Origin of the sequence: Amycolatopsis suaedae (assembly GCF_004214935.1) — a bacterium.
Classification (GTDB): domain Bacteria; phylum Actinomycetota; class Actinomycetes; order Mycobacteriales; family Pseudonocardiaceae; genus Amycolatopsis; species Amycolatopsis suaedae.
This window is the reverse complement of sequence record NZ_SFCC01000010.1, coordinates 199757-223346: the sequence shown is the minus strand read 5'-3', so window position 1 is coordinate 223346 and position 23590 is coordinate 199757. Positions and strand designations below refer to the sequence as shown.

22 protein-coding genes are annotated in these 23590 nt (G+C 70.3%); 15 read left to right on the top strand and 7 right to left on the bottom strand.

Annotation, left to right across the window (positions count from 1 at the left end; translation table 11 throughout):
- Nucleotides 1-37: 37 nt before the first annotated feature.
- Together EWH70_RS21050 and EWH70_RS21045 are read left to right on the top strand one after the other, a co-directional pair.
- Complete coding sequence (locus EWH70_RS21050) at nt 38-991, top strand: DUF3558 family protein (protein ID WP_165436350.1); 954 nt, start codon at nt 38-40, stop codon at nt 989-991.
- Nucleotides 992-1015: 24 nt separating this feature from the next.
- Nucleotides 1016-1984, top strand: a complete 969-nt coding sequence (locus EWH70_RS21045) for a DUF3558 family protein (RefSeq protein WP_130477168.1) — start codon at nt 1016-1018, stop codon at nt 1982-1984.
- Here EWH70_RS21045 and lhgO read toward each other — a convergent pair.
- On the bottom strand, nt 1981-3174 hold the full coding sequence (gene lhgO, locus EWH70_RS21040) for an L-2-hydroxyglutarate oxidase (protein WP_130477167.1): 1194 nt from the start codon (nt 3172-3174) through the stop codon (nt 1981-1983). The genes EWH70_RS21045 and lhgO overlap by 4 nt on opposite strands.
- Before the next feature lie 89 nt (nt 3175-3263).
- Here lhgO and EWH70_RS21035 point away from each other — a divergent pair, with 89 nt between their 5' ends.
- A complete protein-coding gene (locus EWH70_RS21035) occupies nt 3264-3878 on the top strand; it encodes a TetR/AcrR family transcriptional regulator (protein ID WP_130477166.1) in 615 nt (204 codons plus the stop codon).
- Between the two features lie 162 nt (nt 3879-4040).
- Nucleotides 4041-4358 carry a hypothetical protein gene (locus EWH70_RS21030; RefSeq protein WP_240687117.1) on the top strand — a complete coding sequence of 106 codons (318 nt, stop codon included), beginning with the start codon at nt 4041-4043 and terminating at the stop codon, nt 4356-4358.
- On the opposite strand, the gene EWH70_RS21025 is transcribed toward EWH70_RS21030, so the two are convergent.
- Nucleotides 4312-5853, bottom strand: a complete 1542-nt coding sequence (locus EWH70_RS21025; protein WP_130477165.1) for an MFS transporter — start codon at nt 5851-5853, stop codon at nt 4312-4314. The genes EWH70_RS21030 and EWH70_RS21025 overlap by 47 nt on opposite strands.
- 30 nt (nt 5854-5883) lie before the next feature.
- Nucleotides 5884-9003, bottom strand: coding sequence for an ATP-binding protein (locus EWH70_RS21020; RefSeq protein WP_130477164.1), 3120 nt, complete (start codon nt 9001-9003; stop codon nt 5884-5886).
- 85 nt (nt 9004-9088) lie between these two features.
- On the opposite strand from EWH70_RS21020, the gene EWH70_RS21015 reads away from it, so the two are divergent.
- From EWH70_RS21015 to EWH70_RS20995, 5 genes are all read left to right on the top strand, one after another.
- A complete protein-coding gene (locus EWH70_RS21015) occupies nt 9089-10624 on the top strand; it encodes an ArnT family glycosyltransferase (RefSeq protein WP_165436349.1) in 1536 nt (511 codons plus the stop codon).
- A 118-nt stretch (nt 10625-10742) separates the two neighbouring features.
- A complete protein-coding gene (locus EWH70_RS21010) occupies nt 10743-11138 on the top strand; it encodes a hypothetical protein (protein WP_130477162.1) in 396 nt (131 codons plus the stop codon).
- Nucleotides 11138-11791 (top strand): DUF3558 domain-containing protein, encoded by a 654-nt coding sequence (locus EWH70_RS21005; protein ID WP_130477161.1) that lies wholly within the window; start codon nt 11138-11140, stop codon nt 11789-11791. Before EWH70_RS21010 ends, EWH70_RS21005 begins: the two co-directional genes overlap by 1 nt.
- The gene (locus EWH70_RS21000; RefSeq protein ID WP_240687116.1) at nt 11791-12993 is read left to right on the top strand and encodes a PPE domain-containing protein; all 1203 of its coding nucleotides are present in this window, start codon (nt 11791-11793) and stop codon (nt 12991-12993) included. The genes EWH70_RS21005 and EWH70_RS21000 overlap by 1 nt, the downstream gene beginning before the upstream one ends.
- Nucleotides 12993-13685 carry an ESX secretion-associated protein EspG gene (locus EWH70_RS20995; RefSeq protein WP_130477159.1) on the top strand — a complete coding sequence of 231 codons (693 nt, stop codon included), beginning with the start codon at nt 12993-12995 and terminating at the stop codon, nt 13683-13685. The genes EWH70_RS21000 and EWH70_RS20995 overlap by 1 nt, the downstream gene beginning before the upstream one ends.
- 78 nt (nt 13686-13763) lie before the next feature.
- On the opposite strand, the gene EWH70_RS20990 is transcribed toward EWH70_RS20995, so the two are convergent.
- Entirely contained in the window at nt 13764-14396 is a 633-nt protein-coding gene (locus EWH70_RS20990) for a DUF4360 domain-containing protein (protein ID WP_130477158.1), read from the bottom strand.
- A 60-nt stretch (nt 14397-14456) separates the two neighbouring features.
- Nucleotides 14457-15086 carry a DUF4360 domain-containing protein gene (locus EWH70_RS20985; protein WP_130477291.1) on the bottom strand — a complete coding sequence of 210 codons (630 nt, stop codon included), beginning with the start codon at nt 15084-15086 and terminating at the stop codon, nt 14457-14459.
- Between the two features lie 252 nt (nt 15087-15338).
- Here EWH70_RS20985 and EWH70_RS20980 point away from each other — a divergent pair, with 252 nt between their 5' ends.
- The 5 genes from EWH70_RS20980 (at nt 15339) to EWH70_RS20960 (ending at nt 20535) form a co-directional block, all read left to right on the top strand.
- On the top strand, nt 15339-16478 hold the full coding sequence (locus EWH70_RS20980) for a DegT/DnrJ/EryC1/StrS family aminotransferase (RefSeq protein WP_130477157.1): 1140 nt from the start codon (nt 15339-15341) through the stop codon (nt 16476-16478).
- Nucleotides 16479-16532: 54 nt separating this feature from the next.
- Entirely contained in the window at nt 16533-17462 is a 930-nt protein-coding gene (locus EWH70_RS20975) for an NAD-dependent epimerase/dehydratase family protein (RefSeq protein ID WP_130477156.1), read from the top strand.
- 35 nt (nt 17463-17497) lie between these two features.
- On the top strand, nt 17498-18712 hold the full coding sequence (locus EWH70_RS20970) for a glycosyltransferase family 4 protein (RefSeq protein WP_130477155.1): 1215 nt from the start codon (nt 17498-17500) through the stop codon (nt 18710-18712).
- Nucleotides 18713-18714: 2 nt separating this feature from the next.
- Entirely contained in the window at nt 18715-19347 is a 633-nt protein-coding gene (locus EWH70_RS20965; protein WP_130477154.1) for an acyltransferase, read from the top strand.
- 225 nt (nt 19348-19572) lie between these two features.
- On the top strand, nt 19573-20535 hold the full coding sequence (locus tag EWH70_RS20960; protein WP_165436348.1) for an FG-GAP-like repeat-containing protein: 963 nt from the start codon (nt 19573-19575) through the stop codon (nt 20533-20535).
- Nucleotides 20536-20598: 63 nt separating this feature from the next.
- Here the strand turns inward: EWH70_RS20960 and EWH70_RS20955 are convergent, their stop codons facing one another.
- A complete protein-coding gene (locus tag EWH70_RS20955; protein WP_130477152.1) occupies nt 20599-21561 on the bottom strand; it encodes a Gfo/Idh/MocA family protein in 963 nt (320 codons plus the stop codon).
- Complete coding sequence (locus EWH70_RS20950; RefSeq protein ID WP_130477151.1) at nt 21558-22664, bottom strand: DegT/DnrJ/EryC1/StrS family aminotransferase; 1107 nt, start codon at nt 22662-22664, stop codon at nt 21558-21560. Before EWH70_RS20950 ends, EWH70_RS20955 begins: the two co-directional genes overlap by 4 nt.
- A gap of 187 nt (nt 22665-22851) precedes the next feature.
- On the opposite strand from EWH70_RS20950, the gene EWH70_RS20945 reads away from it, so the two are divergent.
- Nucleotides 22852-23577, top strand: coding sequence for an acyl-ACP--UDP-N-acetylglucosamine O-acyltransferase family protein (locus EWH70_RS20945; RefSeq protein WP_130477150.1), 726 nt, complete (start codon nt 22852-22854; stop codon nt 23575-23577).
- Nucleotides 23578-23590 lie beyond the last annotated feature (13 nt).

Sequence of the window (23590 nt, the reverse complement as noted above, 5' to 3'; positions counted from 1 at the left end):
TTACCGTGGCGGCATGGTAGGGGGATGGACACGTACGGTGACCGCCGTGGCGGCGGCGTTGGTGCTGGCGGGTTGTACGAGCACGGTTGCGGGTAGTGCGCGGCCGGGTGCGGCTCCGGCGGCGCCGGTGCTGGATCCGTGTGCGTTGCTGACGCCGGAGCAGGCGACGTTTCTGGAACTGCAGCCGCAGGGCAGGCTGACGCCCGGCAAGGAGGACCGCCGGCTCCCGCCGAGCTGTCGCTTCTCGCCCGCCGAAGCGAACGACGACCGGTCCGGTGTGGACATCGTCGCGTCGCTGAGCATGTCGGCGGCGACCTACCACGCGGGTGCGGCTCACATTGAGCAGGTGCAGTTGGGCGGTCTGACGTGGAACCGTTATCCGAGCGCGTTCGGCGATGGTTTCTGCAACTACGCGGTCGTGTTGTCGGAGCAGTCGTTCGTCGAGGTCACCACGACCAACTTCGGGGACAAGAGCAAGGCCTGCGATCTGGCGAAGCGGGCGGCGCCGCTCGTGGCATCGCATCTGCCGGGTGGGGCGCCCGCTTCGCCGGTGCCACAGAAGCCGGTCGCCCCGCTGGCCACCGTGGAGCCATGTGACTTGATCACGCCCGAGGAGTCGGATCAGCTTCAGATCAATCCGCAGGGCGCGAAGACCGGTGACGGTCGCGACGCCATCGGTGGCGAGCCCGGTTGTCAGTGGGAGTCCACCGATTCGGCGCTCCATCCGATCTACCTGAAGTTGTCGACCAAGAATTCAGCCGCGGAGCTCGGGGACGGCGGAAAGCCCGATGAGCAGATCCAGGCTGGTGGACGGACGTGGGACCTGTATCGCACCCCGAACGACGACCCGGACTCGTGCGCCGCTGTGCTGGGGTTCGGGCCGGATTCGGGCGTCAAGGTCACCGGAGGGAACCGGGCCGACCACGCCAAGGCCTGCGACCAGGTGCTCAAGGCGCTGCCGTTCATTACGGCGAAACTGCCGCCAGCCTGACCTGCGGGTTGTTACCGTGTCGGCGTGGCAGGGGGCGTGGCGCGTTGTGTGGTTGCCCTGGCGGTCGCCGTACTCGCCGGGTGCACCAGCACGGTCGCGGGCAGTGCGCGGCCGGGTGCGGGCCCGGTGCCGGTGTCGGATCCGTGCGCGTTGCTGACCGCCGACCAGGCCGCGTTCCTCGAACTGGTCCACCCCGGCCAGCTGCGACCCGGTGACATCGAACGCCAGGTTCCGCCCAGCTGCTACTGGGAAGCGCACGAGGACAGCGCCACCGACGCGTCGTTCTCGACCGCCGCGGCGCTGGACCTGCCGATGGAGGCGTACTACGGCGGCAAGGGGCCGATCGGGCACGTGCAGTTCGGCGGGCTGACCTGGGAGAAGCACGCCGACCCGCTCACCGGCGGCGGGGTCTGCAGCTACGCCATCAAGCTGTCCGAGACGTCGTTCGTCGAGATCGGCAGCTCCAACTTCAGCGAGGAGACGAAGGCGTGCCAGAAGGCCGACGAGGCCGCGCCCTTCGTCGCCTCCCATCTGCCCGGCGGCGCGCCCGCGCCGTCGACACACCGGCCGCCACACCCGCTGACGGCGGTCGCGGAGCCGTGCGACCTGCTCAGCCCGCAGGAGACCGACCAGCTCGGCGTGCAGGCGCAGGGGCGCAGGACGGGCACCGATCGCGGGTCCATCAAGGGCGAACCCGGCTGTGAGTGGGACTCGGCGAACCCCGACATCCAGTCGGTGTACGTCAAGGTGTCGACGAAGGAAGCGAAGCTCGCGCCGTACCAGGAGCAGCCGGACGAGCAGCTCGACGTGGCCGGTCGCAAGTGGAGCGTCTACCACATGAACGAGCACCCGGACAGCTGCTACGTGATCCTGCCGGCGAACCCGAAGGGTGGCGTCGTGGTGCTCAGCGGCCACAAGACCGACCACTCGAAGGCGTGCGAGCGGGCCAAGGCGGCTGCCACCGCGATGACCCCCAGGCTCCCGCCCTTTTAGGAGGCCTCGACCTCCGTCGCCACATACTTGGCGATCTCCAGCGCGCTGGTCGCGGCCGGTGAGGGGGCGTTGAGCACGTGGACCTGGTTGGGGGCGGACTCGATCAGGAAGTCGTCCACCATCGAGCCGTCCGGCAGCAGCGCCTGAGCGCGCACGCCGGAGCCGTGCCGGACGATGTCGTCGGGACCGACGGCGGGCACCAGCTTGGCCAGGCTCGCGGCGAAGCGCCGCTTGGAGAACGACCGCCGCACCTCGTCGAGACCGATCGGGTAGGCGTACTTGCGGGCCAGCCGCCACGCGCCGCCGAACCGGGCCACCTCGGCGAGGTCGCCGACCGAGATGTCCGACCACCGGTACCCCTCACGGCGCAACGCCAGCACCGCGTTCGGGCCGGCGTGGACGCTGCCGTCCAGCATCCGGGTCAGGTGCACGCCGAGGAACGGCAGCGACGGGTCGGGCACCGGGTAGATCAGGCCGCGGACCAGGTGCCGCCGGTCGGGACGCAGTTCGTAGTACTCGCCGCGGAACGGCACGATCCGCGCCCTCGGGGTCAGCCCGGCCAGCCGCGCCACCCGGTCCGACTGCAGCCCGGCGCAGTTGACCAGGCTGTCCGCTCGCAGCACCTCGCTGCCGGTGGCGACCTCGACGCCGCCGAGCGCACCCGCGCGGATGCCCCGCGCCGGGGTACCGAGGCGCAGGTCGGCCCCCGCCTCCTCCAGCAGCCGCACCAGCGCGCGGCAGACGGCGGGGAAGTCGATGATGCCGGTGGACTCCACCCGCAGTGCCCGCACGCAGGCGACCTCGGGCTCGTACTCCCGTGCCTCGTCGGCGCCGATCAGCTTGGCAGGTACGCCGTTGGCCTCGGCGCGTTCGGCGAGCACGCCGAGCGCGGGCAGTTCCGCCTCGGAGGTGGCGACGACCAGCTTCCCGCAGACCTCGACCGGCACGCCGTTGTCCTTGGCGAACTCCACGATGGACTGGTTGCCCGCCACGGACATCCTGGCCTTGAACGAACCCGGCTTGTAGTAGAGGCCGGCGTGCACGACGTTGGAGTTGTGGCCGGTCTGGTGCGCGGCCCAGTCCGTCTCCTTCTCCAGGACGGTCACGCCGTGACCGCGCCGGGTCAGTTCCCACGCGACCGACAGCCCGATGATCCCGCCGCCGATGACGACCGTGCTCCTGCTGCGCATACCCACGGCAGCCCAGCGTACGGGCCCGCTCGTCCCTGCCGGACAGCACCCCTGACAACCTAACGGCTGTCAGGTACGCTACCTGACAAATGTCAGGTAAACGTCTGAGCCCCGCCGAGCGCCGGGCCCGCATCCTCGACGCCGCCGCGGCGGTCTTCGCCGAGTCCGGCTACGACGCCGCGGGCATGCGCGCGGTCGCCGCCCGGGCCGGGATCACCACCCCGGTCCTCTACGACCACTTCCGGACCAAGGCCGATCTCTACGCCCAGCTGCTGGAGTCCGAAGTGGACGCACTGATCGAGGCGTGGGCGGGGCGCCCGGTCCCGGCCGAGTCACGGGCGCTGCTCACCACGACCGCCGACCGGGTACTGCGGTGGGCGGAAACCCACGAGTGCGGCTGGCGGATGATCTTCGCCGAGACACCGGCCGACCCGGTCGTCGCCGAGGTGCACGCCGCTGGCCGAGCCCGCGCGATGGCCGCCGCGCGGGCGCTGTTCGCCTGGCTCCCCGCGCTCGACACCACGTCCGACCTGCCCCGCGAGCGCGTCGACGAGGCGTTCGCCGTGGCCGCCACCAGCACCCTGAACGCCCTCGCCGGCTGGTGGTGGGCCAACCGCGACGTACCACGCGACCAGGTGGTCGCGTTGCTCACCGACCTGCTGTGGCACGGGCTGCGGCAGCTCACCGAAGGGAGAAGGCCATGAGCGCGACCCAGCGGTACTGCCGCGGCGGGGAGACCGGGGACCTGGAGCTGGTCCGCGGTGCCCTCGCCGAGGACGTCGTCCTGCGCTCACCGCTGACCCAGCGGGTCGCGTTCACCGGGCGGGGGCAGGTCGTGAGCCTGGTCGAGGTCGCCGCTGACCCACGTGCGGGACCTCCACTTCACCTTCGACGTCGGCGACGACCGCACCAGGACCGTCGGCTACACCGGCACGATCAAGGGCCGTCCGATCGAGGAGACGGCGGTGTTCCGGCTCGACGACGACGGCCTCATCGCCGAGGCGACGCTGTACATCCGCCCGCTCACCGCGCTGGTCACCGTCATGGCGACGTTCGGCCCGGACATCGCCCGGCGCAACGGGCGGCCGTGGGCGGCCAGGCTGCTCTCCGTCCTGACCGCCCCGCTGGTCTGGGTCGTCAGCCAGGGCGACCGGCGACTGGTGTCGCTGGCTGCTCCTCGGTGACCTCCTCGATCACCTTCGGAATGCCGCGCATGGTGACCAGCGCCCCGACCGCGATGAGCACCCCGAGCGCCGCCGAGCCGTACATGGTCGCCTCCATGCCGGTCAGAAACGCTTCGCGGGCCGAGTCCAGCGTCCCCGCGGGCAGGGCGTCCGCCACGGCCACGGCGCCACCGAGCGAGTCCCGCGCCGGTGCCTCGACCTCCGGCGGCAGCCCGGACGGCAGCACCAGCTCGGCCCGGTAGACCGCACCGAGCAGGGTCCCCAGCAGTGCGATGCCGAGCGCACCGCCCAGCTCGGTCGCCGTCTCCGAGATGGCCGACGCCGCGCTGGCCCGCTGCCGTGGCACGGTCGCCAGGACCGTGTCGGTGGCGATGGTCAGGGTCGTGGCCAGCCCGACGCCGGAGATCAGCATGCCGATCAGCACGAACCAGTACGGCGTGCCGGTGTCGACCTGCGCCAGCACCAGGAACGACACCGCGCACAGCGTCAGCCCGCCCGCGATGGCCCGCGACCGGCCGAACCACTGCACGGACAGCCCGGCGAGCACGCCGCCGACCAGCGCACCGGCCATGCCGGGCAGGTTCGCCAGCCCCGACTTCAGCGGTGACCAGCCGAGCACCAGCTGGAAGTACTGCGCGAACGTCAGCGAGAGGGCCAGCTGCGCGAACATCACCGCCGCGGTGGTCCCGACGGTCGCGGAGAACGCCCGCTGCGCGAACAGCGAGATGTCGACGAGTGGCTGCGGCAGCCGCCGTTGCCTGGCCAGGAACCACACCAGCCCGCCGACGCCCAGCACGGCCGCGACGATCACGTCCGGCTCGTCGATGCCCTTGTACGCGGTTTCCTTGATCGTGTAGACCACGCCGATCAGGCCGACCATCGACAGCAGCACGCTGAGCGGGTCCAGCCGGGTGGCCACCGGGTTGCGTGACTCCGGCAGGATCACCGCGCCCGCGATCAGCACCACGAGCACCATCGGGACGTTGATCAGGAACACCGAGCCCCACCAGAAGTGCTCCAGCAGCCAGCCGCCGAACACCGGCCCGCCACCGAACCCGAGGATGACGACGCTGCTCCACAGGCCGACGGCCATGGTGCGTTCCTTCGGGTCGGTGAAGACGTTGCGGATGATCGACAGCGTGGACGGCATCAGCGTCGCGGCCGCCATGCCGAGCAGGGTCCTGGCCACGATCAGCAACTCGGGGGTCGGCGCGTACGCGGTCAGCACCGACGCCAGGCCGAACACCGCGGACCCGATCAGCAGCAGCTTCTTCCGGCCGATGCGGTCACCGAGGTTGCCCATGGTGATCAGCAGCCCGGCGATGGCGAACCCGTAGGCGTCGGAGATCCAGAGGAACTGGGTCGCGGTCGGCTTCAGGTCCTCCAGCAGCTTGGGCACCGCGAGGTGCAGGACGGTCATGTCGAGGGCGATCAGCAGGTTGGCCACACAGCAGACGGCCAGAGCGGCCCACCGACGCCCGTTGGAGATGTTCATGTGCGCAGCGTCGGACCTGCCGCTGACCGTTCACGCACCGAGCGCTGGCAGCTCCACCCCGGTGATCGTCAGCTCCCTGCCGGCGCGGAAGGCCACCTCGTACGCGGCGAGGCCGATCTGCCCCACCGCGGCCTCCCTGGTCGCGGCGACGTCGGGATCACCGGCGACCGTGGTGCCCCGCACCCCGGCTGCGGCACCGAGCAGGTGCGCCGCCCTGCTCGCGTCGCTCGGCGCGGCCGCGGCGGCGAGTGCCTCCAGCGCGTCGGCAGCCGTGCGGGCGTTCTCCCTGGCCACCGCCGCGTCCAGGGCCTGCCGCAGCAGGCCGGCGGCCGTCGCCGCGTCGCCCTCGGCCAACGTGATGCGGCCCAGCTGCACCAGGAGTTCGACACGCATCTCGGCCAGGGTGAACGTGTCGGACTGCCGGCAGACGTCCAGCGCCCGCAGGCACCGCTCGCGGGCCCCGGCCAGGTCACCGCGCCGGTACGCCACGGTGCTCAGCCCGGCCAGCGCGCTGGCCAGCGTGTTCGGCTCACCGGTCTCGGTGGCCAGCTCGGCCGCCCGGTCGAAGTCCGCGGCCGCGGCCTCGACGTCACCTGCCAGCACCAGGCACTTGCCACGCTCGCACAGCAGGTCGGCGGTGCTCTCCACGGCACCGAGTTCCTCGGAGAGCCGGACTCCCTCGCTGAGCAGCCCGATGCCCTCGGCATGTTCGCCCCGCCAGCTGGTCAGCTGCCCGAGGTGCGCGACGGCCTGGGACAGGCCCCACCGCTCGCCGACCTCCCGGAACCGCTCGACTGCGTGCCGCAGGTGGTCCTCGGCCTCCACCAGCTTGCCCTGGTAGAGCGCGGAAAGCCCGGTGCCGAACGCGGAGAGCCCCCGGCTCCACGGCTCGGCGGTGAGCAGGTCGGGAATGCCCGGCCAATGTTCGGGAGGTCCCGTGGCGGGCGGCGGGCCGGCCACCATGCCCCACAGCATCAGCAGGAACGGCTGGCGCGGCGGCGGCCAGGACGGACTGCCCGCCTGCACGACAGCCAGGTGCTCAGCGAGGTCGGCCGTTTCGGCCAGCCCGGAGTGCGCGCACAGCACGCACACCGCGTGTTCCTCCTCCAAGCCTTCCGGCGGCACCGGCCCGACGGCGTGGGCCAGGCGTGCCGACAGCAGCGCGCCCTCGTAGCGCTTGCCCCGCATCCACCAGTACGGCGTGAGTGCGCTGACCAGCCGCAACGCCAGCTCTGGCGCGGAGCGGGTCGCCCAGTGCAGTGCGGAATGCAGGTTGTCCACCTCGGCGTCCAGGCGGTCCAGCCAGCCCAGCTGCGCACCGGTACGCAGGTGCGGGCCCGCCCGCTCGGCCAGCGCCAGGAAGTATTCGGCGTGCGCGCGCCGGGCGAGCCCGGCGCGGCCGGACTCAGTGAGCCGCTCGGCGCAGTAGGCGTGGACGGTCTCCAGCATGCGGTAGCGGTCGCCGGTGCCGAGTTCCAGCAGCGACTTCTCGATCAGCCCGGCCAGCGCGTCCGGCACGTCGTCGACGAAGGCCGCGCAGACCTCCTGGACGGCGGTCAGCGTCGCGCCACCGGCGAACACGGTCAGCGCACCGGCCAGCGCCTGCTCGGCGGGTGCGAGCAGCTCCCAGCTCCATTCGACGACCGCCCGCAGCGTCCGGTGCCGGGCCTGCGCCGTCCGGGTGCCGCGGGACAGCAGCGCGAACCGGTCACCGAGGCGGGCGGCGATGTCGGCCACCGACAGCGACCGGACTCGCGCGGCTGCCAGCTCGACGGCCAGCGGCAGGCCGTCGAGCGCCTGGCAGATCCGCAGCACCGGCTCCAGGTCCGCGGGGCCGAGCACGAGGTCGGCCCTGGCCGCCGCGGCGCGGTCGAGGAACAGGCGTACGGCCGGGTAGCGCAGGGCAGTGTCGAACGGGACGTCCGCGGGCGGCACGGCCAGCGTCGGAACCGGGCTGACGGTCTCGCCGGGGATGTTGAGCGGTTCCCTGCTGGTCGTCAGCAGACGTATGCCGGGACACCCGGCGAGCAGGCGCTCGGCCAGTTCCGCGGCCGCGTCGATCAGGTGCTCGCAGTTGTCCAGCACCAGCAGCAGTTCGCGGTCCCGCAACGCCGTCAGCAGCCGGTCGGTGGGATCCGCCGGTGGCTCGCCGGTGCGCTGCGGGGCGTCCCGCAGGCCGAGCGCGCCGAGCACCGCCGGCGCCACCTCGGCGGGGTCGGACAGCGGCGCCAGCTCGATATAACAGACCGGCGATCCGGCCGAGCGGACCGCCTCGACGGCCAGCCTGGTCTTGCCCGTCCCGCCCGGCCCGGTGAGGGTGACCAGCCTGCTGGCGGCGAGCCGTCCGGCCAGCCGTTCCAGCTCGTCGTCCCTGCCGACGAAGCTGGTCAGCTGCGCGGGAAGCGGTGTGCTCCTGCCCGTCGGAGCGGGCTCGGCCCGCAGAACCGCCAGGTGGACCGCGGCCAGTTCGGCCGACGGGTCGGTGCCCAGCTCCTCGGCCAGGACGGTCCTGGTCTCGGCGAACACGGCCAGTGCCTCGGCCCGTCGACCCGCCGCGTGCAGTGCGCGGATGAGCTGGGCGGCGAGCCGTTCCCGCAGCGGGTTCGCCGCCACCAGCTCGCGTAGTTCGGCGACGAGTTCCTGATGTTCGCCCAGGCCGAGCGCCGCCTCCATGCGGTCCTCGGTCGCGGTCAGCCGCAGTTCCTCCCACCGTCGCGCGAGCGCGCCCGGCGCGGGCAGCGAGTCCAGTGCGGGGCCTCGCCAGAGGCGCAGTGCGGCGGCGAGCAGGTCGGCGGCGGTGGCGAGGTCACCGTCGGCGAGCGCGGCCCGGCCCCTGGCCACCAGCCGGTCGAAGCGGTGCAGGTCGACGTCGTCGGGCTCGACCCGCAGCCGGTAGCCGGTCGGGGAGTGCTCCAGCTCGACGCCGGGCAGCGCCTGCCGGAGGCGGGACACCTGCGACTGCAGGGCGTTGGCGGCGCCGGCGGGCGGGTTGTCGCCGTAGAGGCCGTCGACCAGCCGGGCCGTCGGCACCACCTGGCCCGCGTCGAGCAGCAGCAGCGTGAGCAGGGCGCGGACCCGCGGGCCGCCGACGGCGACCGCCTCGCCGGCGGCGGTACGCACCTCCGTCGGACCGAGAACGCCGAACCGCATGGGGACATCATGCCCCTACCCGGAGCGGCGTGACCGGCTTGTGACAACCTTGAGTGTCACGTCTGAGCACGTCGCGGAGACTTTCTTGCAAACCGAAACCGTAAGCGAGCGCGAAACCGAGCCGTCGCGGTCCGTTCCTGCGCTGGCCAGGGTGCCGGTATGCGTGATCGCGGGCGCGGTGGCGCTGCTCCTGCTGCTCACCAGCGGGCGGTACGGCTTCTTCGGTGACGAGCTGTACTTCCGCGCCGCCGGCCGGAACCTGGACAGCGGCCTCGCCGACCAGCCGCCGCTGGTCCCGCTGGTCGCGCGGGCCATGGAGTTCGTCTTCGGCGACTGGGTGCCCGGCTCCCGGCTACCGGTGATCGCACTGGTCATGCTCGGGGTGTTCATCACCGCGCAGATCGCCAGGGAGTTCGGCGGCGGGCGGCGCGCGCAGGTGCTGGCCGCGGGCGTCTACGCGGTGTCGCCGTTCTTCCTGTACGGCGCAGGCCACACGCTGTCCACCCAGTCGTTCGACTCGTTCTCCTGGACGCTGGTCAGCTGGCTGCTGGTGCGCTGGGTCCGCACCCGCGAGGACCGGATGCTGCTGTTCGCCGGCCTGGCCACCGCGGTCGGGCTGCAGGGCAAGGCGATGCTGGTGGTGTTCTGGATCGGCATCGGCGCCAGTGTCCTGCTGCTCGGGCCGCGGGTGATGCTGATCCGCAAGCAGCTGTGGTTCGGCGCGCTGGTGGCGGTGCTGCTGGCGGTGCCGTGGGTGCTGTGGCAGATCCAGCACGACTGGCCGCAGATCGAGATGACGCAGGTGGTCTCCAAGGAGATCGAGGCGTCCGGGGGCAGCAGGGAGACGTTCCTGCCGGTCGCGTTCACCTGGGTCGCCGGACCGCTCGGCGCCATCCTGTTCAGCCTCGGCGCGCTGGCGCTGCTGTTCGCCCCGACGCTGAAGCCGTACCGTTTCTACGGCCTGGCGACGATCGGGATCGTCGCCGCGTTCTGGTACAGCAACGGCCGCCCGTTCTACTTCGCCGGCCTGTTCGCCGTCTGCTGGGCGGCCGCGGCGGTGGTGATCGAGCAGCGTGCGCCGAAGGCCCGCTACGTGCCGTGGGTGGCCGCGCCGATCTACACGTTCGCCGGCATCCTGATGTTGTGGGGCCTGCCCAGCGGGCCGCCGATCTGGCCGCTGTCGCACTACAAGGACCAGCCGGTCAGTCCCGCCAACATGCAGCTGGAGGAGTTCGGCTGGCCGCAGATGGTGGACGCCGTCGAACGGGCCTGGAAGCAGATCCCGGAGAGCGAGCGGGCCACCACGACGGTGCTGGCGGGTCACTACTGGCAGGCGGGCGCCCTCGACGAGTACGGCCCGGAGCGGGGCCTGCCGCCGGTGCACAGCCCGCACCGCGGGTACTGGTACTTCGGAGCCCCGCCGGAGTCGGCGACGACGGCACTGGTCATCGGCTACTCGCCGGAGGACGCGGAGAACATGTTCGGCGAGGTCGAGGCCGTGACGCTGGTGGACAACGGCCACCGGATCAACAACGGCACCCAGGGGCAGGCGGTGTACATCTGCCGGGAGCCGAAGCAGACCTGGGAACAGCTCTGGCAGGCGACGCGCCCGCTCGTGTGACCGCTGTCGCGCGCATTCCGTGGTCGCGCGAGCACGGTTCGTGGCATAGTGGTCCAGCCGGGTCATGATAAGTGGCCTAGGCCAGCTTGTCCAGTCTCGGGGATGGGGAGGATCACCGATGACACAGCCGCAGCAGCCGGTCGCCCACTACGCGGGGACGGACCCGCTGTCGCAGGCCGCGGGTGCGGTCAAGCCCGGAGGGCCCGGCTTCGCCCTGGCGCCCGACGAACTGGTCTCCATCGCGAACGAGTGGGAGTCCCTCGCGGACCTGTTCACCCGGGCCCGGGAGCACACCGGGGCGATGGCTGAGGTAGAGGGACCCGGCTTGGAGTACGCGAGTACCGACAACGCGAAGATGATCAAGCAGTCGGGCGTGCTGGCGGACCAGTCCCTGGAGGGACGGGTCCAGTACTGCCTTGATCAGGCCGCGAAGTTCCGGGCGGCGGCGGGCAAGTACGCGGCCGCCGAGGACGACGCCAAGGGCGAGGTCGAGTCGAAGGGTGGCAAGTTCTGATGCGTTCGGCTGTCATCGGGACCACGGTGCTGGCCGTGGTGCTGGTGGGGTGTTCAAGTGGCGGCGGTGGTCAGGTGGCCGGAACGCCGACTCCGGCACCGCCGACCTCCAGCCCTCCGGTGAGCTCCCCGCGCGATGGTGAGCTACCACCGCCCCAAGGCGAGGTGTCGGTGCCGGGGGCTGGTGCCCCGTCGGTATCAAGGCCGCTGGAAGTCGGCCGTTACGAGCAGGAGCCGTGCTCGACGCTCAGCGCGGCGCAGGTCGAGGAGTACATGGGCACTGGTGCGACCAGTGAGGCGACCAACCTGGGTGGGCCTGGTTGTGAATGGCACAAGCCCCAGACTCAACTCGCCATCACGGTCAAGTTCCTCAAGATCCACGATCTCGGATTGACGGCGTTGTATGCCAATCGCTCTCAGTACCAGTTGTTTCGGGAGTTGGATCCGGTCGCCAGTTATCCAGCGGTGGCTTGGGGTTTGACCGACGACAGCATGACGAAGGGGCAGTGCCGGGTGCGGGTGGGTATCAGCGACCGGGCGACCATGGACTTCATTTTGAAGCTGTCGGAGAAGAACGTCGGGAAGATGGATCCGTGTGCGGGGGCGCGTGAGGTCGCCCAGGCGGTGATCACCAACATCCAGGGGGGCAACTGATGGGCAACGGTGCGCTCAGCGCGAGCCAGATCTACGAGCAGATCACCGGCGGGCCGGGCCCGGCGCGGCTGCACAGCGCGGGCGAAGGCGCCGCGCAGCTGCGCCAGCTGCTCTCCGAGGCGGCCGGGCGGGTCAACGCCCTGCACGGCCGGATCGGCGCGGGCTGGCAGGGGGCCGCGAGCGAGGCCGCCGCCTCGGCCGCCACGCCCCTGGCCGACGCCGCCGCCAAGGACGCCGACCTGCTCACCGTCGCCGATCAGGCGATCGTCGCCCAGGGGGACGCCTTCGGCACCGTCCGGGGCACGGTTGTCCCGGTCCCGCCCAACCCGCCGGCGTTCGACGCCGACGACTTCACCGCGATGGTCAACTCCGGCACCAACTCCCACCAGGCGAAGATGGTCACCTGGCTGGCGCAGAGCCAGGCCAACGTCGACGCCTTCAACGCCTACCACCAGGCCAGCACCGCCAACGGCCAGACCATGCCCAGTTCCTACGCCCCGCTGGTCGATCCCGGCGCACCGATCGCGATGGCCGACCAGGGGCCCGCGAAGGGCTTCGACGGCGGCGAACGGCCCGGTGGCGGCGGCGTGATCACCCCGCCGGGCGGGCCCGGGGCGCGGCAGCAGCACGGCCCCGGTCCGCAGCAATCCGGGCCGCAACCGGCACCTAGCCCGGGTCCCGCACCGACCCCCGGACCCGGAGCCGAGAAGCCCGACGACAGCACCCGCTCGGCCGGAGCCACCCCACCCAAGACCCCGCCCGCGTTTGGCGACCAGCCGGGACGCCCACCGGCGCTCGGCAGCCCACCGCCGGTCACCAGCACCGGACCGGGAACCGGCGGCGGACTGCTGCCCGGCTACCGCGGTGGCTTCACCGGCGGTCCCGGGACGACCGGGGGACCCGGTGGCGTCGCGGGTCGCGCGGGTGGTCCGGTGGCCGGACCGGGCGGCCGCCTCACCGGCGGCGGCGAACTGGGCGCGGCTGGGCGGACCGGCCCCGCCGGTGCGGCCGGAGCGTCCGGCCGGCCGGGTGCGATGCCGATGGGCGGCGCCCCGATGGCGGGCCGCGGCGAGAAGGAAGAGGACAAGGAACACCAGCGCGCGCCCTACGTGAAGGGCGAGGACCCGGAGGAGCTGTTCGGCGGGGACATCGTGAAACCGGTGCCGGCCACGATTGGTGAGTCCAAGCCGCAAGACCGGTGATGGACACGGTCGAACTCACCCTCTCGACGCTGCTCGCAGCACTGCGCCGGACCGGCTGCGAACGGCCCCACGTGGCCCTCGCCGGTCAGCCCGTCTACGTGCCCGCCGAGGCGGCACCCGCGCTGGAGCGCGCGGCCGTCGACGAGCTGAGCGGACTCGGGCTGGCCCGCGGCACGTCGCTGACCGACGACTTCACCGACCTGTTGCACCTGCTGGCGACCCCGGAGCTGGACTTCCACGCCCACGTACGCACCGGTGACGAGGAGTACGCGGTGCTGGTCGCCGCACGAGGGCGGGAGGCGGCGGTCGTGGTGCGCGACGGGAACCGGGTCTGGCTCAGGTCCAGTCGCGACCCCGACCACGCGGCGACCCTCGTCGCTCACCTGCCGGAGTTCGCCCCGGCCCGGTTCACGCCGTTCTCGGTCGACCGGGCCGAACTGCGTGCGGAGCGCAGGCGCAGCGCGGAGGCCAGGGAACTCGACGAGATCCTCGGCGTCCCGCGGTACGGCTGGGGCTACCTCCAGGCCGCTCACCGTGATCGCCGTGGGGACCGCAGGCAGGCCGGTGAGGACATCACCTATCTCGACATCGACGCCGGACGGATCGGGTTCACGCCGGCGGGCGGCGGTTACCTGACCGTGCTGCCGGGCACACCGGACAATCTGGCGGCCAAGCTGGCGGCCCTCCGCTGATCGCGACGGCACCGGGCGGTGTGTGTCGCGACCCACACCGCCCGGCTCGTCGGCCGGCCGCCGCTAACCCGGCGACGCTTACTTACATTCCTTCCAGGCGAAGTGGTAGGTCGTGTTCACGGCCCCGTCGGTGGAGTCCATCGACAGGAAGCTGGTGGTCTTCTTCGGGTCCGAGGTCCCGGCGTTGACCCGCAGCTCGGTGTTGATGTTGAAGTTCCGCTTCTCCCCGCACGGGGAGTACACGATCGCGGCCAGTTCGGTCTCGTCCGTGGCCTGCCAGTTGTCGCTGTGCGGGCCGCGGTAGTTGTGTGTGCGGTACTCGGTCGGCGACATTCCCTGGAAGTAGTAGTTCGCCCGCTGCATCCCGGTGGCGCCGGCTTCCAGGTGTGCGAAACCCCGGTAGTCGGCCCTGGCGATTCCGTAGGTGAATCCCTGCGGAACATTCACTCTGAGGTTGAGCTGGCAGTTCTTTCGGAAATCGGTCGGCTTCGCGCCGACACCGACCTGAGCGAGGTATTCGCTGTAGGTGACGGTGAACGCCTTGTTGTCCGGCGATACGGCGACGGCCGCCGTTCCCGCCGGGCAACCCGAACCATTGACGGTGACCACGTCGATCGTGATGTGGTCGGGCGGCGGAGTGGTACCCGGGGCGCCGCCCGGGGGAAATATGATCGACGCGGCCAGGGCAGCGGTAGTCAACGCAGTGAACATCGATAACGCCTTTCCGTCTTCAGGGTGGAGAGTGTCGGCGCGGCGGATTCACTGGGTTGGCTATTCGCACTTCTTCCAGGAGAACTGGTACCTGGTGCTGACGCTGCCGTCGGTGGAGTCCATCGACATGAAGCTGGTGGTCTTGGCCGGGTCGGAGGTGCCCGCGTTCACGCGCAGCTCGGCGTTGATGTTGAACAGCCTCTGCTCACCGCAGGGCGCGTAGATGATCTCCGCGACCTCGGTGCGGTCGGTGGTCTGCCAGTTGTCGCTCAGCGGACCGCGGAACGGATGGCTGCGGTGTTCGGTCGGCGACATCCCGGTGAAGTAGTAACCGGCACGCTGCAGTCCGGTCGCGCCTCGCTCCAGGTGGGCGAAACCGCGGTAGTCGGCCTGTGCGATTCCGTAGGTGAAGCCCTGCGGATAGTTCACCCGGAGGTTGAGCTGGCAGTTCTTCCGGAAATCGGTGGGAGTGGAGCCGACTCCGGTCTGGGCGAGGAATTCGCTGTAGGTGACCGTGAAGGCGGTATTGTCCGGGGAAACCGCGACCGCGGACGTTCCGGCGGGGCACCCGGAACCGTTCACAGTGACGACGTCGACGGTTACCCGTCCCGGAGGCGCGTTCGTTTCAGCGGGGACGGCCGGCGCCAGCGCGGTGAGCGCGAGCGAGGCCGCGGTGAGTGTCGCTAACATGTGGGGGATACCTTTCCGCTGCATTTCTTCGCATTGGCGGCGGCAGTTGACAACCATAACCCCGCTCCCAGTCGCAGGACTCCGCTGAACGGGGCAGTTTCTACACAGAGTTAGAAAACGTTTACTGACTGTTGTCAGTCTGCCAAAGGCAACGCTGAGTGCTCACCGAGCGTCCAGGTACCGGGGCTGTCCGGCCACGCTGGGCGCTCCAATACACTTCGATCCGACCGAGTGCAATGCCATGGGAGAGGTATGTCTGACAGCCCCGCGACGATCGCGTTGGGCCAGCCGACCGTTGGGGAGGAAGAGCTGGCCGCGGTGGCGGAGGTCTTCCGCTCCGGCTGGCTGGCCGGCGCAGGTCCCACCTGTCGCAAGTTCGAGGAGCGTTTCGCGGCGGCCGTAGGCACCCGCCACGCTCTGTCCACCAGCAACTGCGGGTCCGCGCTCTATCTGGGCCTGCGCGTTCTCGGTGTCAAGCCGGGCGACGAGGTCATCGTCGGCGACTACACGTTCCCCGCCACCGGGCACGCCGTGCTGCAGGCCGGGGCGAAGCCGGTGTTCGCCGACGTCCGCCCGGATATCTGGAGTGCCGACCCGGCCGCCATCGAGGCCCTGATCACCCCGCGCACGGTCGGCATCCTGCCGGTCGACGTCGCCGGCCAGCCCGGTGACTTCGACGAGTACCGCGCCATCGCCGACAAGCACGGCCTGTGGCTGTTCGAGGACGCCGCCTGCTCCGCGGGCGCGACGTACAAGACGCGGCCCGCGGGCAGCCTCGCCGACCTGGCCGCGTTCTCGTTCCACGGCCGCAAGGGCATCACCGCGGGTGAGGGCGGCGCGCTGGTCTCCGACGACGAGGAGCTCATCGCCAAGGCCCGCAAGCTGCACACCTACGGCATCGAGCCGGCCATCAGCCGCGAGGGCAGCGACGAGCTGCCGATTCCGACGTTCCACGAGGCCGGCTACAACTTCCGGCTGTCGGACATCCAGGCCGCCATCATGAACGTCCAGCTGGACCGGCTGCCGCAGCTGCTGGCGGCCCGCCGTTCGATGGCCAAGCGTTACACCGAGGCGTTCGACGGCCTGGACGGCGTGCAGGTGCCGGTGGCCCTGCCCGACCGGGAGCACCCGTGGCAGGCCTACATCCTGACGATCGCGCCGGAGATCAGCCGTGGCGCGGTCGCCATGCGGCTGCGCGAGCGCGGCATCCAGTGCAACTTCGGCACCTACGCCTCGCACCTGCAGCCGGTGTATGGCGAGCAGGAGCCGCTGCCGGTCTCCGCGGACATCTTCCGCAGGCACCTGGCCATCCCCATGCACTCGAACCTGACCGACACCGAGGTCGAGCGCGTCGCCGAAGGCGTGCGCGAAGTCATCGCCGAGCTGTCCTGACCATCCATACGCGACATCCACAACGGACGAACCAGACACGGAGAGCGCACGCACATGTCCGACAAGAAGGTCTTCTTCACCGGCGGGGCCGGCTTCATCGCCGCGCACACCATCCCGCTGCTGCTCGAGCGCGACTACTCGGTCGTCATCTACGACAACATGACCCGCGGTGACCGCGACCGCGTCAACGAGTTCGTCGCCACCGGCAAGGTCGAGCTGGTGGAGAAGGACGTCCGCTACGGCGGTGGCGTCCGGGAGGCCATCCGCGGCTGCACCCACGCCATCCACTTCGCCACGGTGTCGATCAACAAGTCGATCGCCGACCCGCACGAGTCGATCGACATCAACATGACCGGCAACCACAACGTGTTCGCCGCGGCCGCCGACGAGGGCGTGCAGCGCCTGGTGTTCGCCTCGTCCGCCTCGGTGTACGGCGACCCGCAGAAGCTGCCGATGCACGAGGACGACCAGCTCAACCCGCTGACCCCGTACTGCATCTCCAAGCGGGCCGGCGAGGACCTGCTGGGCTTCTACCAGCGCCAGAAGGGCCTGTCCTGGAACGCGCTGCGGTTCTTCAACGTGTACGGCCCGGGCCAGAAGATCGAGGCGTACTACACCTCGGTGATCAACCACTTCATCCAGCGCCTGCGGGCGGGCCAGGCCCCGGTCATCGACGGCAAGGGCGAGCAGTCGATGGACTTCATCCACGTCACCGACCTGGCCAAGTCCGTGGTCGCCGCGCTGGAGTCCGAGCAGGCCAACCTGCCGATCAACATCGGCACCGGCATCGACACCTCGATCGCCACGCTGGCCAAGATCCTCATCGACGCCGTCGGCGTGGACGTCGAGCCGCAGTTCAACCCGCGCGACGTGCTGGTCTCGCGGCGCGCCGCCGACATCACCAGGGCGCGTGAGGTCCTCGGCTGGGAGCCGACCATCTCGGTGCAGCAGGGCATGACCGAATTGGTCAAGGCCTCGGCGTGACCTCCCCGGCGGCTGGGCCTGCGGAAGGGCGAGCAATGCGAATCGTGGTCGTGAACAACTTCTTCCCGCCGCGGGTGGGTGGAAGTGCGCACATGTCGGCGTCGCTCGCCGAACAGTTCGTGTCCGAGGGGCACGAGGTGCTCGCGATCACGGCCGCCTACCAGGACGCGCCGCCGGAGGAGGAACGCGGAGGCTACCGGGTGGTCCGGCTGCCGGCGATGAAGATGCCGCAGCTGGGCCTCTCGATCGACTTCGACATGACGTTCGCCTCGGTGCGGCCGGGGAACTGGCGCAAGCTGTTCCGGCTGCTCGACGAGTTCCAGCCGGACGCCATCCACCTGCACGGGCAGTTCTTCGACCTGTCCTGGATGGCCGGCTGGTACGCCAAGCGGCGGCGCATCCCGCTGCTGCTGACCATCCACACCCTGCTGATCAGCGACAACAAGCTGTACGGCACGGTGTTCCGGATGCTCGACGCGATGCTGGTGCGGCCGATCCTCGGCGTGCTCAAGCCGCGCTACGTCATCCTCGACAAGCTCGGCGTCGATTACTGCGTCGACCGCTACCGCACCAGCGACGCGAACTCGGAGTACTTCCCGATCGCGGTCGACACCGAGCACTTCGACAAGCCGCTCACCCGGGACGTGCGGGCGGAGAACGAGATCGGCGACGGCCCGCTCATCGTCTCGCTCGGCCACGTGATCCCGCTGCGCAACCGGCTGCCGCTGGTCGAGGCGATGCCCGCGATCCTGGAGAAGTACCCGGAGACCAAGGTGATCGTGGTCGGCCGGGTCTACCACGACGCGTTCATCAAGCGTGCCGAGGAACTCGGCGTGCGGGACGCGTTCGTCGTGAAGGGCGCGGTGCCCAAGGACGACGTCCCGTCCTACTACGCGGCGGCCGACCTGGTGGCACACGACCTCAACGGCGGCTGCGGCACCGCGTCGCTGGAGGCCATGCTGTCCGGCACCGCGACGATCGCCTCCGCCGAGATCGACAACTACCCGGGCATCGAGCTGCACAACGGGGAGAACATCCTGTTCGTGCCGCCGGACAGCCCCGACGCGGTGCGCGACACCGTCATCGAGATGCTGGACGACCCGGTGCGCCGGGCACAGATCGCCAAGCGGCAGAGTGCGATGGTGCGGGACAACTTCGGTCTCGACGTCGTGGCGGAGGAGCACCTCCGCACGTTCGAGAAGATGATCTCCGACGCTCCGAAGGCCCCGCGTCGCAAGGGAAAGAAGTAGGTTTGTTCTTCGACGACGAACGCAGCAACCGGCTGCGCCCGCAGATTCTCACCGAGCTCGTCGGCGAGTACATGAACGACGCCGAGCGGGCCAAGCTGTACGGCCTGCCGGAGACGACGCGAATCCGGCAGCGGGCGAAGATCGTCAGTCCGGAGAACCTGAAGATCGGCGACCACTGCTGGATCGGTGAGGGCGCCGTGCTGGACGCCAGCGGCGGGCTGGAGATCGGCGAGCACACCAGCATCGGGCTGAACACGCTGATCTTCACCCACTCCAGCTGGCTGGCGAACATGACGCTGCAGAACCACTCGGGCAGCGACCTCATCGAACGCAAGCCGGTGAAGATCGGCAAGGGCTGTTTCATCGGCGGTCTCGTCGTGATCATGGCCGGGGTGACAATTGGCGATTTCGCCACCGTTCAGCCCAATTCCGTGGTGGCGAAAGACGTACCGGAACGCGCATTGGTCGCCGGAAATCCGGCGCGTGTTTTCCAGCGTTACGACGACGAGTACATCCAGGCCGAGGTGGACCGCGTCCGGGCGGAGAACGAGCGCAGGCGCAAGCTGGCCGCCGAACGGGGGGACGCCCCTTCGTGGGGCGCACCGGCTGGCGACTTCACCGAGAACCAGGGCTGACCTGCGTCTTTACCACGCTTCCCAGTACGGCACCAGTGCCGATGGTCCGTGATCTTTTACCCGGATTGCTCCTTTCGTATGACCCACAAAAGTGTGGGGCAACGTCGGTGCCCTGCGGTAGCGTTCTCCTTGTGTCGGGGATGAGGTTCCACTGACTGAGGGGCAAGAATGAGTTCGGTTATTTCTGGGGGGCGCTCGCGCGCCCGAACGTTCGTTCGAAACACGATGATCGCGGCCCTCGCCGGTGCCGCGGCGCTGACACTGGCGGCGGGCCCCGCCGGTGCGGCGCAGGAGCAGAAGGGGGATCTGCCCAAGCGTGAGGTCGCCTACCAGCCGAAGGCGGCCAAGAAGGGGGACGTCGGCACCCAGTCGGCGTCCAGTGGTGGCCGTTCGGGGGACTGGAACGGTGACGGCGTGAAGGACCTGCTGCTCCGCCGCGGCGGGGATCTGCTGGTCAGCCTGCACACCGGTACGTACAACGGCACGGCGACCTACGCGCCGCCGGTGGCGATCAACTACGGCTGGGGCAACGTCCGCTGGCTCGGCCAGATCGACATCGACGGCAACGGCCTGGCCGACCTGCTTGCGGTCTACCCGAACGGCGACGCGAAGGTGTTCCTGCACTCGGGCACCTTCAACGGGCTCAACACGCTGGCGCCGTGGCCGGACGGCGAGGCCAACCGGCCGGTCGTCGCGTACAACCTGGACATCTACGACCTGATCATGACCGGTGACATCACCGGTGACGGCAAGGATGACCTGGTCGGCCGCCGGGGCGACCGTACGTTCCTGCACACCAACACCGGGCAGATCGGCGACGGCGCGGCGTTCTTCGGGGCGCAGCTGTTCGTCTGGGGCGAAGGCCTGCGGACCGACCGGGAGCAGAACCTGGCCGACGTCACGCTGGATGGCAAGCTCGACTTCGTGTTCGTGGCGAGCACCGGTGACCTGGTCGTGTTCGACCTGGCCAGCGGGACGCAGACCAGGGCGGCCGTGAACTGGCACCTGCGCAGCGCGCTGACGCTGAGCGATGTCAACAAGGACGGCAAGGTCGACCTGCTCGGCCGGATCGGCACCGCTGGTCGGCTCGAGGCCTTCACGCACGGCGGCACCTGGCAGGGGGAGAACACCTTCGCGCTGCCGGTGTGGCTGGGTGACGGCTACAACCAGTACAGCGTGATCAGCTAGTCCGGGAACATCTGAAGGCCACCTTCACCACGTCAGACGTGGTGAAGGTGGCCTTCACGAGCGTCAGGCGGGCGAGCCGGCCTGGTCCAGGACGCTGGCCACGACCTCGTGCGAGGGCAGGATCGAGTCGCGCTCGGCAGCCGCGTCGACCTTGCCCTCCAGCAGGTCGACGAAACGGTCCAGCTGGGTCGCCAGCGGCTCGCGCGCGGTGACCAGCTCCGGGATCTCGATCACCGTCTGCTGCCGGTAGCCCAGCCCGTCCGGCGTGACCGCGTCGTGCGACACGTGCCGGTAGATGGTGACGTCACGGCGCAGCAGGTCGATCTCGATCAGCCGGTCCAGTTCGGACACCATCAGCGACCGGACCTTGCGCTGCCCCAGCCGGGACGCCGACACGGTGGCCAGCCCGAACGGGAACGTCAGCACGGTCTCGATGGTGTCCTCGGCGCCGGTGACCGACGACGGGTGGAAGTAGCCCGCACCCGAGGTCACCCGCGACGGCGTCGCGCCACCCATGAACTGGATGGTCAGGTCGACGTCGTGCACCAGCAGGTCCCACGCCACACCGGTCTTGATCCGCGGCGCGTACGGGCCGTGCCGCCGCGCCATCAGGTGGATCGGCTCGGTGACCAGCGCCCGCGCGGTCATCACCGCGGGGTTGTACCGCTCCAGCAGGCCGCACATCAGCGGAATGTCCTTGGACCGGGACAGTTCCACGATCTCCCGCGAGGACTCCAGGCTGTTCGCCACCGGCTTCTCGACCAGCATCGGCTTGTCCTGGCCGAGGATCTCCAGCGCCAGCGGGTGATGCACCTCGGTGGCCGAGGCCAGCACGACGGCGTCCACATCGGACAGCGAACCGATCTCCGGGGTCCACTCGGTGTCGAACCGGTCGGCGACGGTCCGGCCGGCCTCCTCCCGCGGGTCGATGACCCTGGCCAGCCGCACCCGGTCGTTCTGGGACAGCACGCGAGCGTGCAGCGACCCCATGTTCCCGGTGCCGACGAGTGCGATGCGCAGCGTCATGCCCCCAGCACCTCACGAACCGTGGCGATGATGGTGTCCACATCGGACTCGGAGAGCGCGGGGTGAACGGGCAGCGACAGCGCCTGCTCGGCGACGGCCTTGGCGACCGGCACGTCGTCCACCGACACCTCCGGGATCAGCGGGTGGTTGCGGTAGCAGTCGTAGTCGAACACGACCTTCGGGTAGTAGATCCCGTTGCCGATGCCCCGCTCGGTCAGCGCCGCGGCCAGCTCGTCGCGGGACAGCATCGCGTGCGGCCCGACCAGCACCGTGTACTGGTGCCACACGTGCTCGCGCCCCGGCAGGACGGCCGGCAGCTCGAGGCCCACCGTCCCGGCCAGGCCCTCGGTCAGCCGGGCGGCGTTGCGTTGCCGCGCCGAGGTCAGCTCGTCCAGCTTCTCCAGCTGCGGGATGCCGACGGCCGCGTGCAGGTCGGTCATCCGGTAGTTGTGGCCGGCCACCTCGTACTGGTAGCGGGCACGCATGCCCTGGTTGCGCAGGACACGCAGCCGGTCGGCCAGCGTGTCGTCGTCGGTGGTGATGACACCGCCCTCGGCGGTGGTGATGTTCTTGGTCGCGTACAGCGAGAAGCAGCCGAGCCCGTAGCTGCCCGCGCGACGGGACTGGAACGAGGCGCCGACGGCCTGCGCCGAGTCCTCCACCAGGTGCAGCCCGTGCTCGGCGGCCAGCGGCGCGAGCTTGCCCATGTCGGCGGTCTGGCCGTACAGGTGCACCGGCATCAGGACCTTGGTGCGCGGCCCGATGGCGGCGGCCACCTTGTCCGGGTCGATGGCGAAGTCGTCGCGGGAGATGTCAGCGAACCGGACGGTCGCGCCCGCCTCCAGGATCGCGTTCAGAGTGGCGACAAAGGTGAACGGCGAGGTGACGACCTCGTCGCCCGGCTTCAGGTCGAGCACCTGCAGCGACGCGACCAGGGCCGTTGTGCCGTTGTTCACGGCGACGGCGTGCTTGGTGCCGCTGACGCGGGCGAACGCCTCCTCGAACCGCTTGACCATCGGTCCCTGCGCGATGGCGCCGGATCGCAGCACCTCGACCACAAGGTCCTCCGCGTCGCGGACGTCGACCACGGTAATGGGGATCATCGGCAGTCTTTCGCTCTCTGTGTCGCGCGATCATCGGTCGGCGTGGTCGCGGGGGCGGACCACCCCGTCGGGTACAGTGGGCTCCCGGTTCGTACGGCCGCCCCGCCCCAACGCGGGCCCACGTTACCGGGCGGACGCGTCCGCCCTTGAAATAGGTTGAGTCAGCCGAATACGAACGGGACCTTCAGTGGCAAATCGCATTCATCCGACAGCGGTCATCGGTGACGGCGTCCAGCTCGGCGACGACAACGTGATCGGTCCCTTCACCGTCATCGTCGGCCCGGCCGTGATCGGCGACGGCAACTGGATCGGCCCGCACGTGACGATCGGCACTCCCGGCGAGGACCGGCACGGCCCGCACCCGGTGGCCTGGGAGGACGCCCCGACCGGCGACCCCGCCGCCGACGGCCACGGCGTGCGCATCGGCAACCGCAACCGCATCCGCGAGTACGTGAGCATCCAGCAGGGCACCTGGCGCACCAGCACGCTGGGCGACGACAGCTACGTCCTGCGCGGCAGCCACATCGGCCACGACGTCGTGGTGGACGACCAGGTCACGCTGGCCTGCAACGTGCTGCTCGGCGGCCACACCCACGTCTGGTCCGGCGCCAACCTCGGCATGGGCGCCGTCGTTCACCAGAACGGCCGCGTCGGCCCCGGCGCGATGGTCGGCATGGGCTCGGCCGTGCGCAGGGAAGTGGGCGCCTTCACGATCAGCGTCGGCAACCCCGCCAGGGCCACGGGCGTCAACGTCGTAGGCCTTTCCCGGCGCGGCCTGGACGAGGCCACGATCGAGGCGCTGGAGCCGTGGGTGAAGGGCAAGGGCGAGCTGCCCGGGGACGGGCTGGTCGACCGGCTCCCCGGTGACCTCTCTACCTTGGTGAAGGCGTGGGACGCGCGTCCCCGGGACTAGTTGACAAGGAAAT

Coding starts and splice junctions, on each gene's coding strand:
- EWH70_RS20950 (WP_130477151.1), bottom strand. CDS start 22,664: ATGATCCCCATTACCGTGGTCGACGTCCGCGACGCGGAGGACCTTGTG.
- EWH70_RS20990 (WP_130477158.1), bottom strand. CDS start 14,396: ATGTTCACTGCGTTGACTACCGCTGCCCTGGCCGCGTCGATCATATTT.
- EWH70_RS20980 (WP_130477157.1), top strand. CDS start 15,339: ATGTCTGACAGCCCCGCGACGATCGCGTTGGGCCAGCCGACCGTTGGG.
- EWH70_RS20975 (WP_130477156.1), top strand. CDS start 16,533: ATGTCCGACAAGAAGGTCTTCTTCACCGGCGGGGCCGGCTTCATCGCC.
- EWH70_RS21025 (WP_130477165.1), bottom strand. CDS start 5,853: ATGAACATCTCCAACGGGCGTCGGTGGGCCGCTCTGGCCGTCTGCTGT.
- lhgO (WP_130477167.1), bottom strand. CDS start 3,174: ATGCGCAGCAGGAGCACGGTCGTCATCGGCGGCGGGATCATCGGGCTG.
- EWH70_RS20985 (WP_130477291.1), bottom strand. CDS start 15,086: ATGTTAGCGACACTCACCGCGGCCTCGCTCGCGCTCACCGCGCTGGCG.
- EWH70_RS21000 (WP_240687116.1), top strand. CDS start 11,791: ATGGGCAACGGTGCGCTCAGCGCGAGCCAGATCTACGAGCAGATCACC.
- EWH70_RS21005 (WP_130477161.1), top strand. CDS start 11,138: ATGCGTTCGGCTGTCATCGGGACCACGGTGCTGGCCGTGGTGCTGGTG.
- EWH70_RS21020 (WP_130477164.1), bottom strand. CDS start 9,003: ATGCGGTTCGGCGTTCTCGGTCCGACGGAGGTGCGTACCGCCGCCGGC.
- EWH70_RS20955 (WP_130477152.1), bottom strand. CDS start 21,561: ATGACGCTGCGCATCGCACTCGTCGGCACCGGGAACATGGGGTCGCTG.
- EWH70_RS21035 (WP_130477166.1), top strand. CDS start 3,264: ATGTCAGGTAAACGTCTGAGCCCCGCCGAGCGCCGGGCCCGCATCCTC.
- EWH70_RS20995 (WP_130477159.1), top strand. CDS start 12,993: ATGGACACGGTCGAACTCACCCTCTCGACGCTGCTCGCAGCACTGCGC.
- EWH70_RS20970 (WP_130477155.1), top strand. CDS start 17,498: ATGCGAATCGTGGTCGTGAACAACTTCTTCCCGCCGCGGGTGGGTGGA.
- EWH70_RS20960 (WP_165436348.1), top strand. CDS start 19,573: ATGATCGCGGCCCTCGCCGGTGCCGCGGCGCTGACACTGGCGGCGGGC.
- EWH70_RS21010 (WP_130477162.1), top strand. CDS start 10,743: ATGACACAGCCGCAGCAGCCGGTCGCCCACTACGCGGGGACGGACCCG.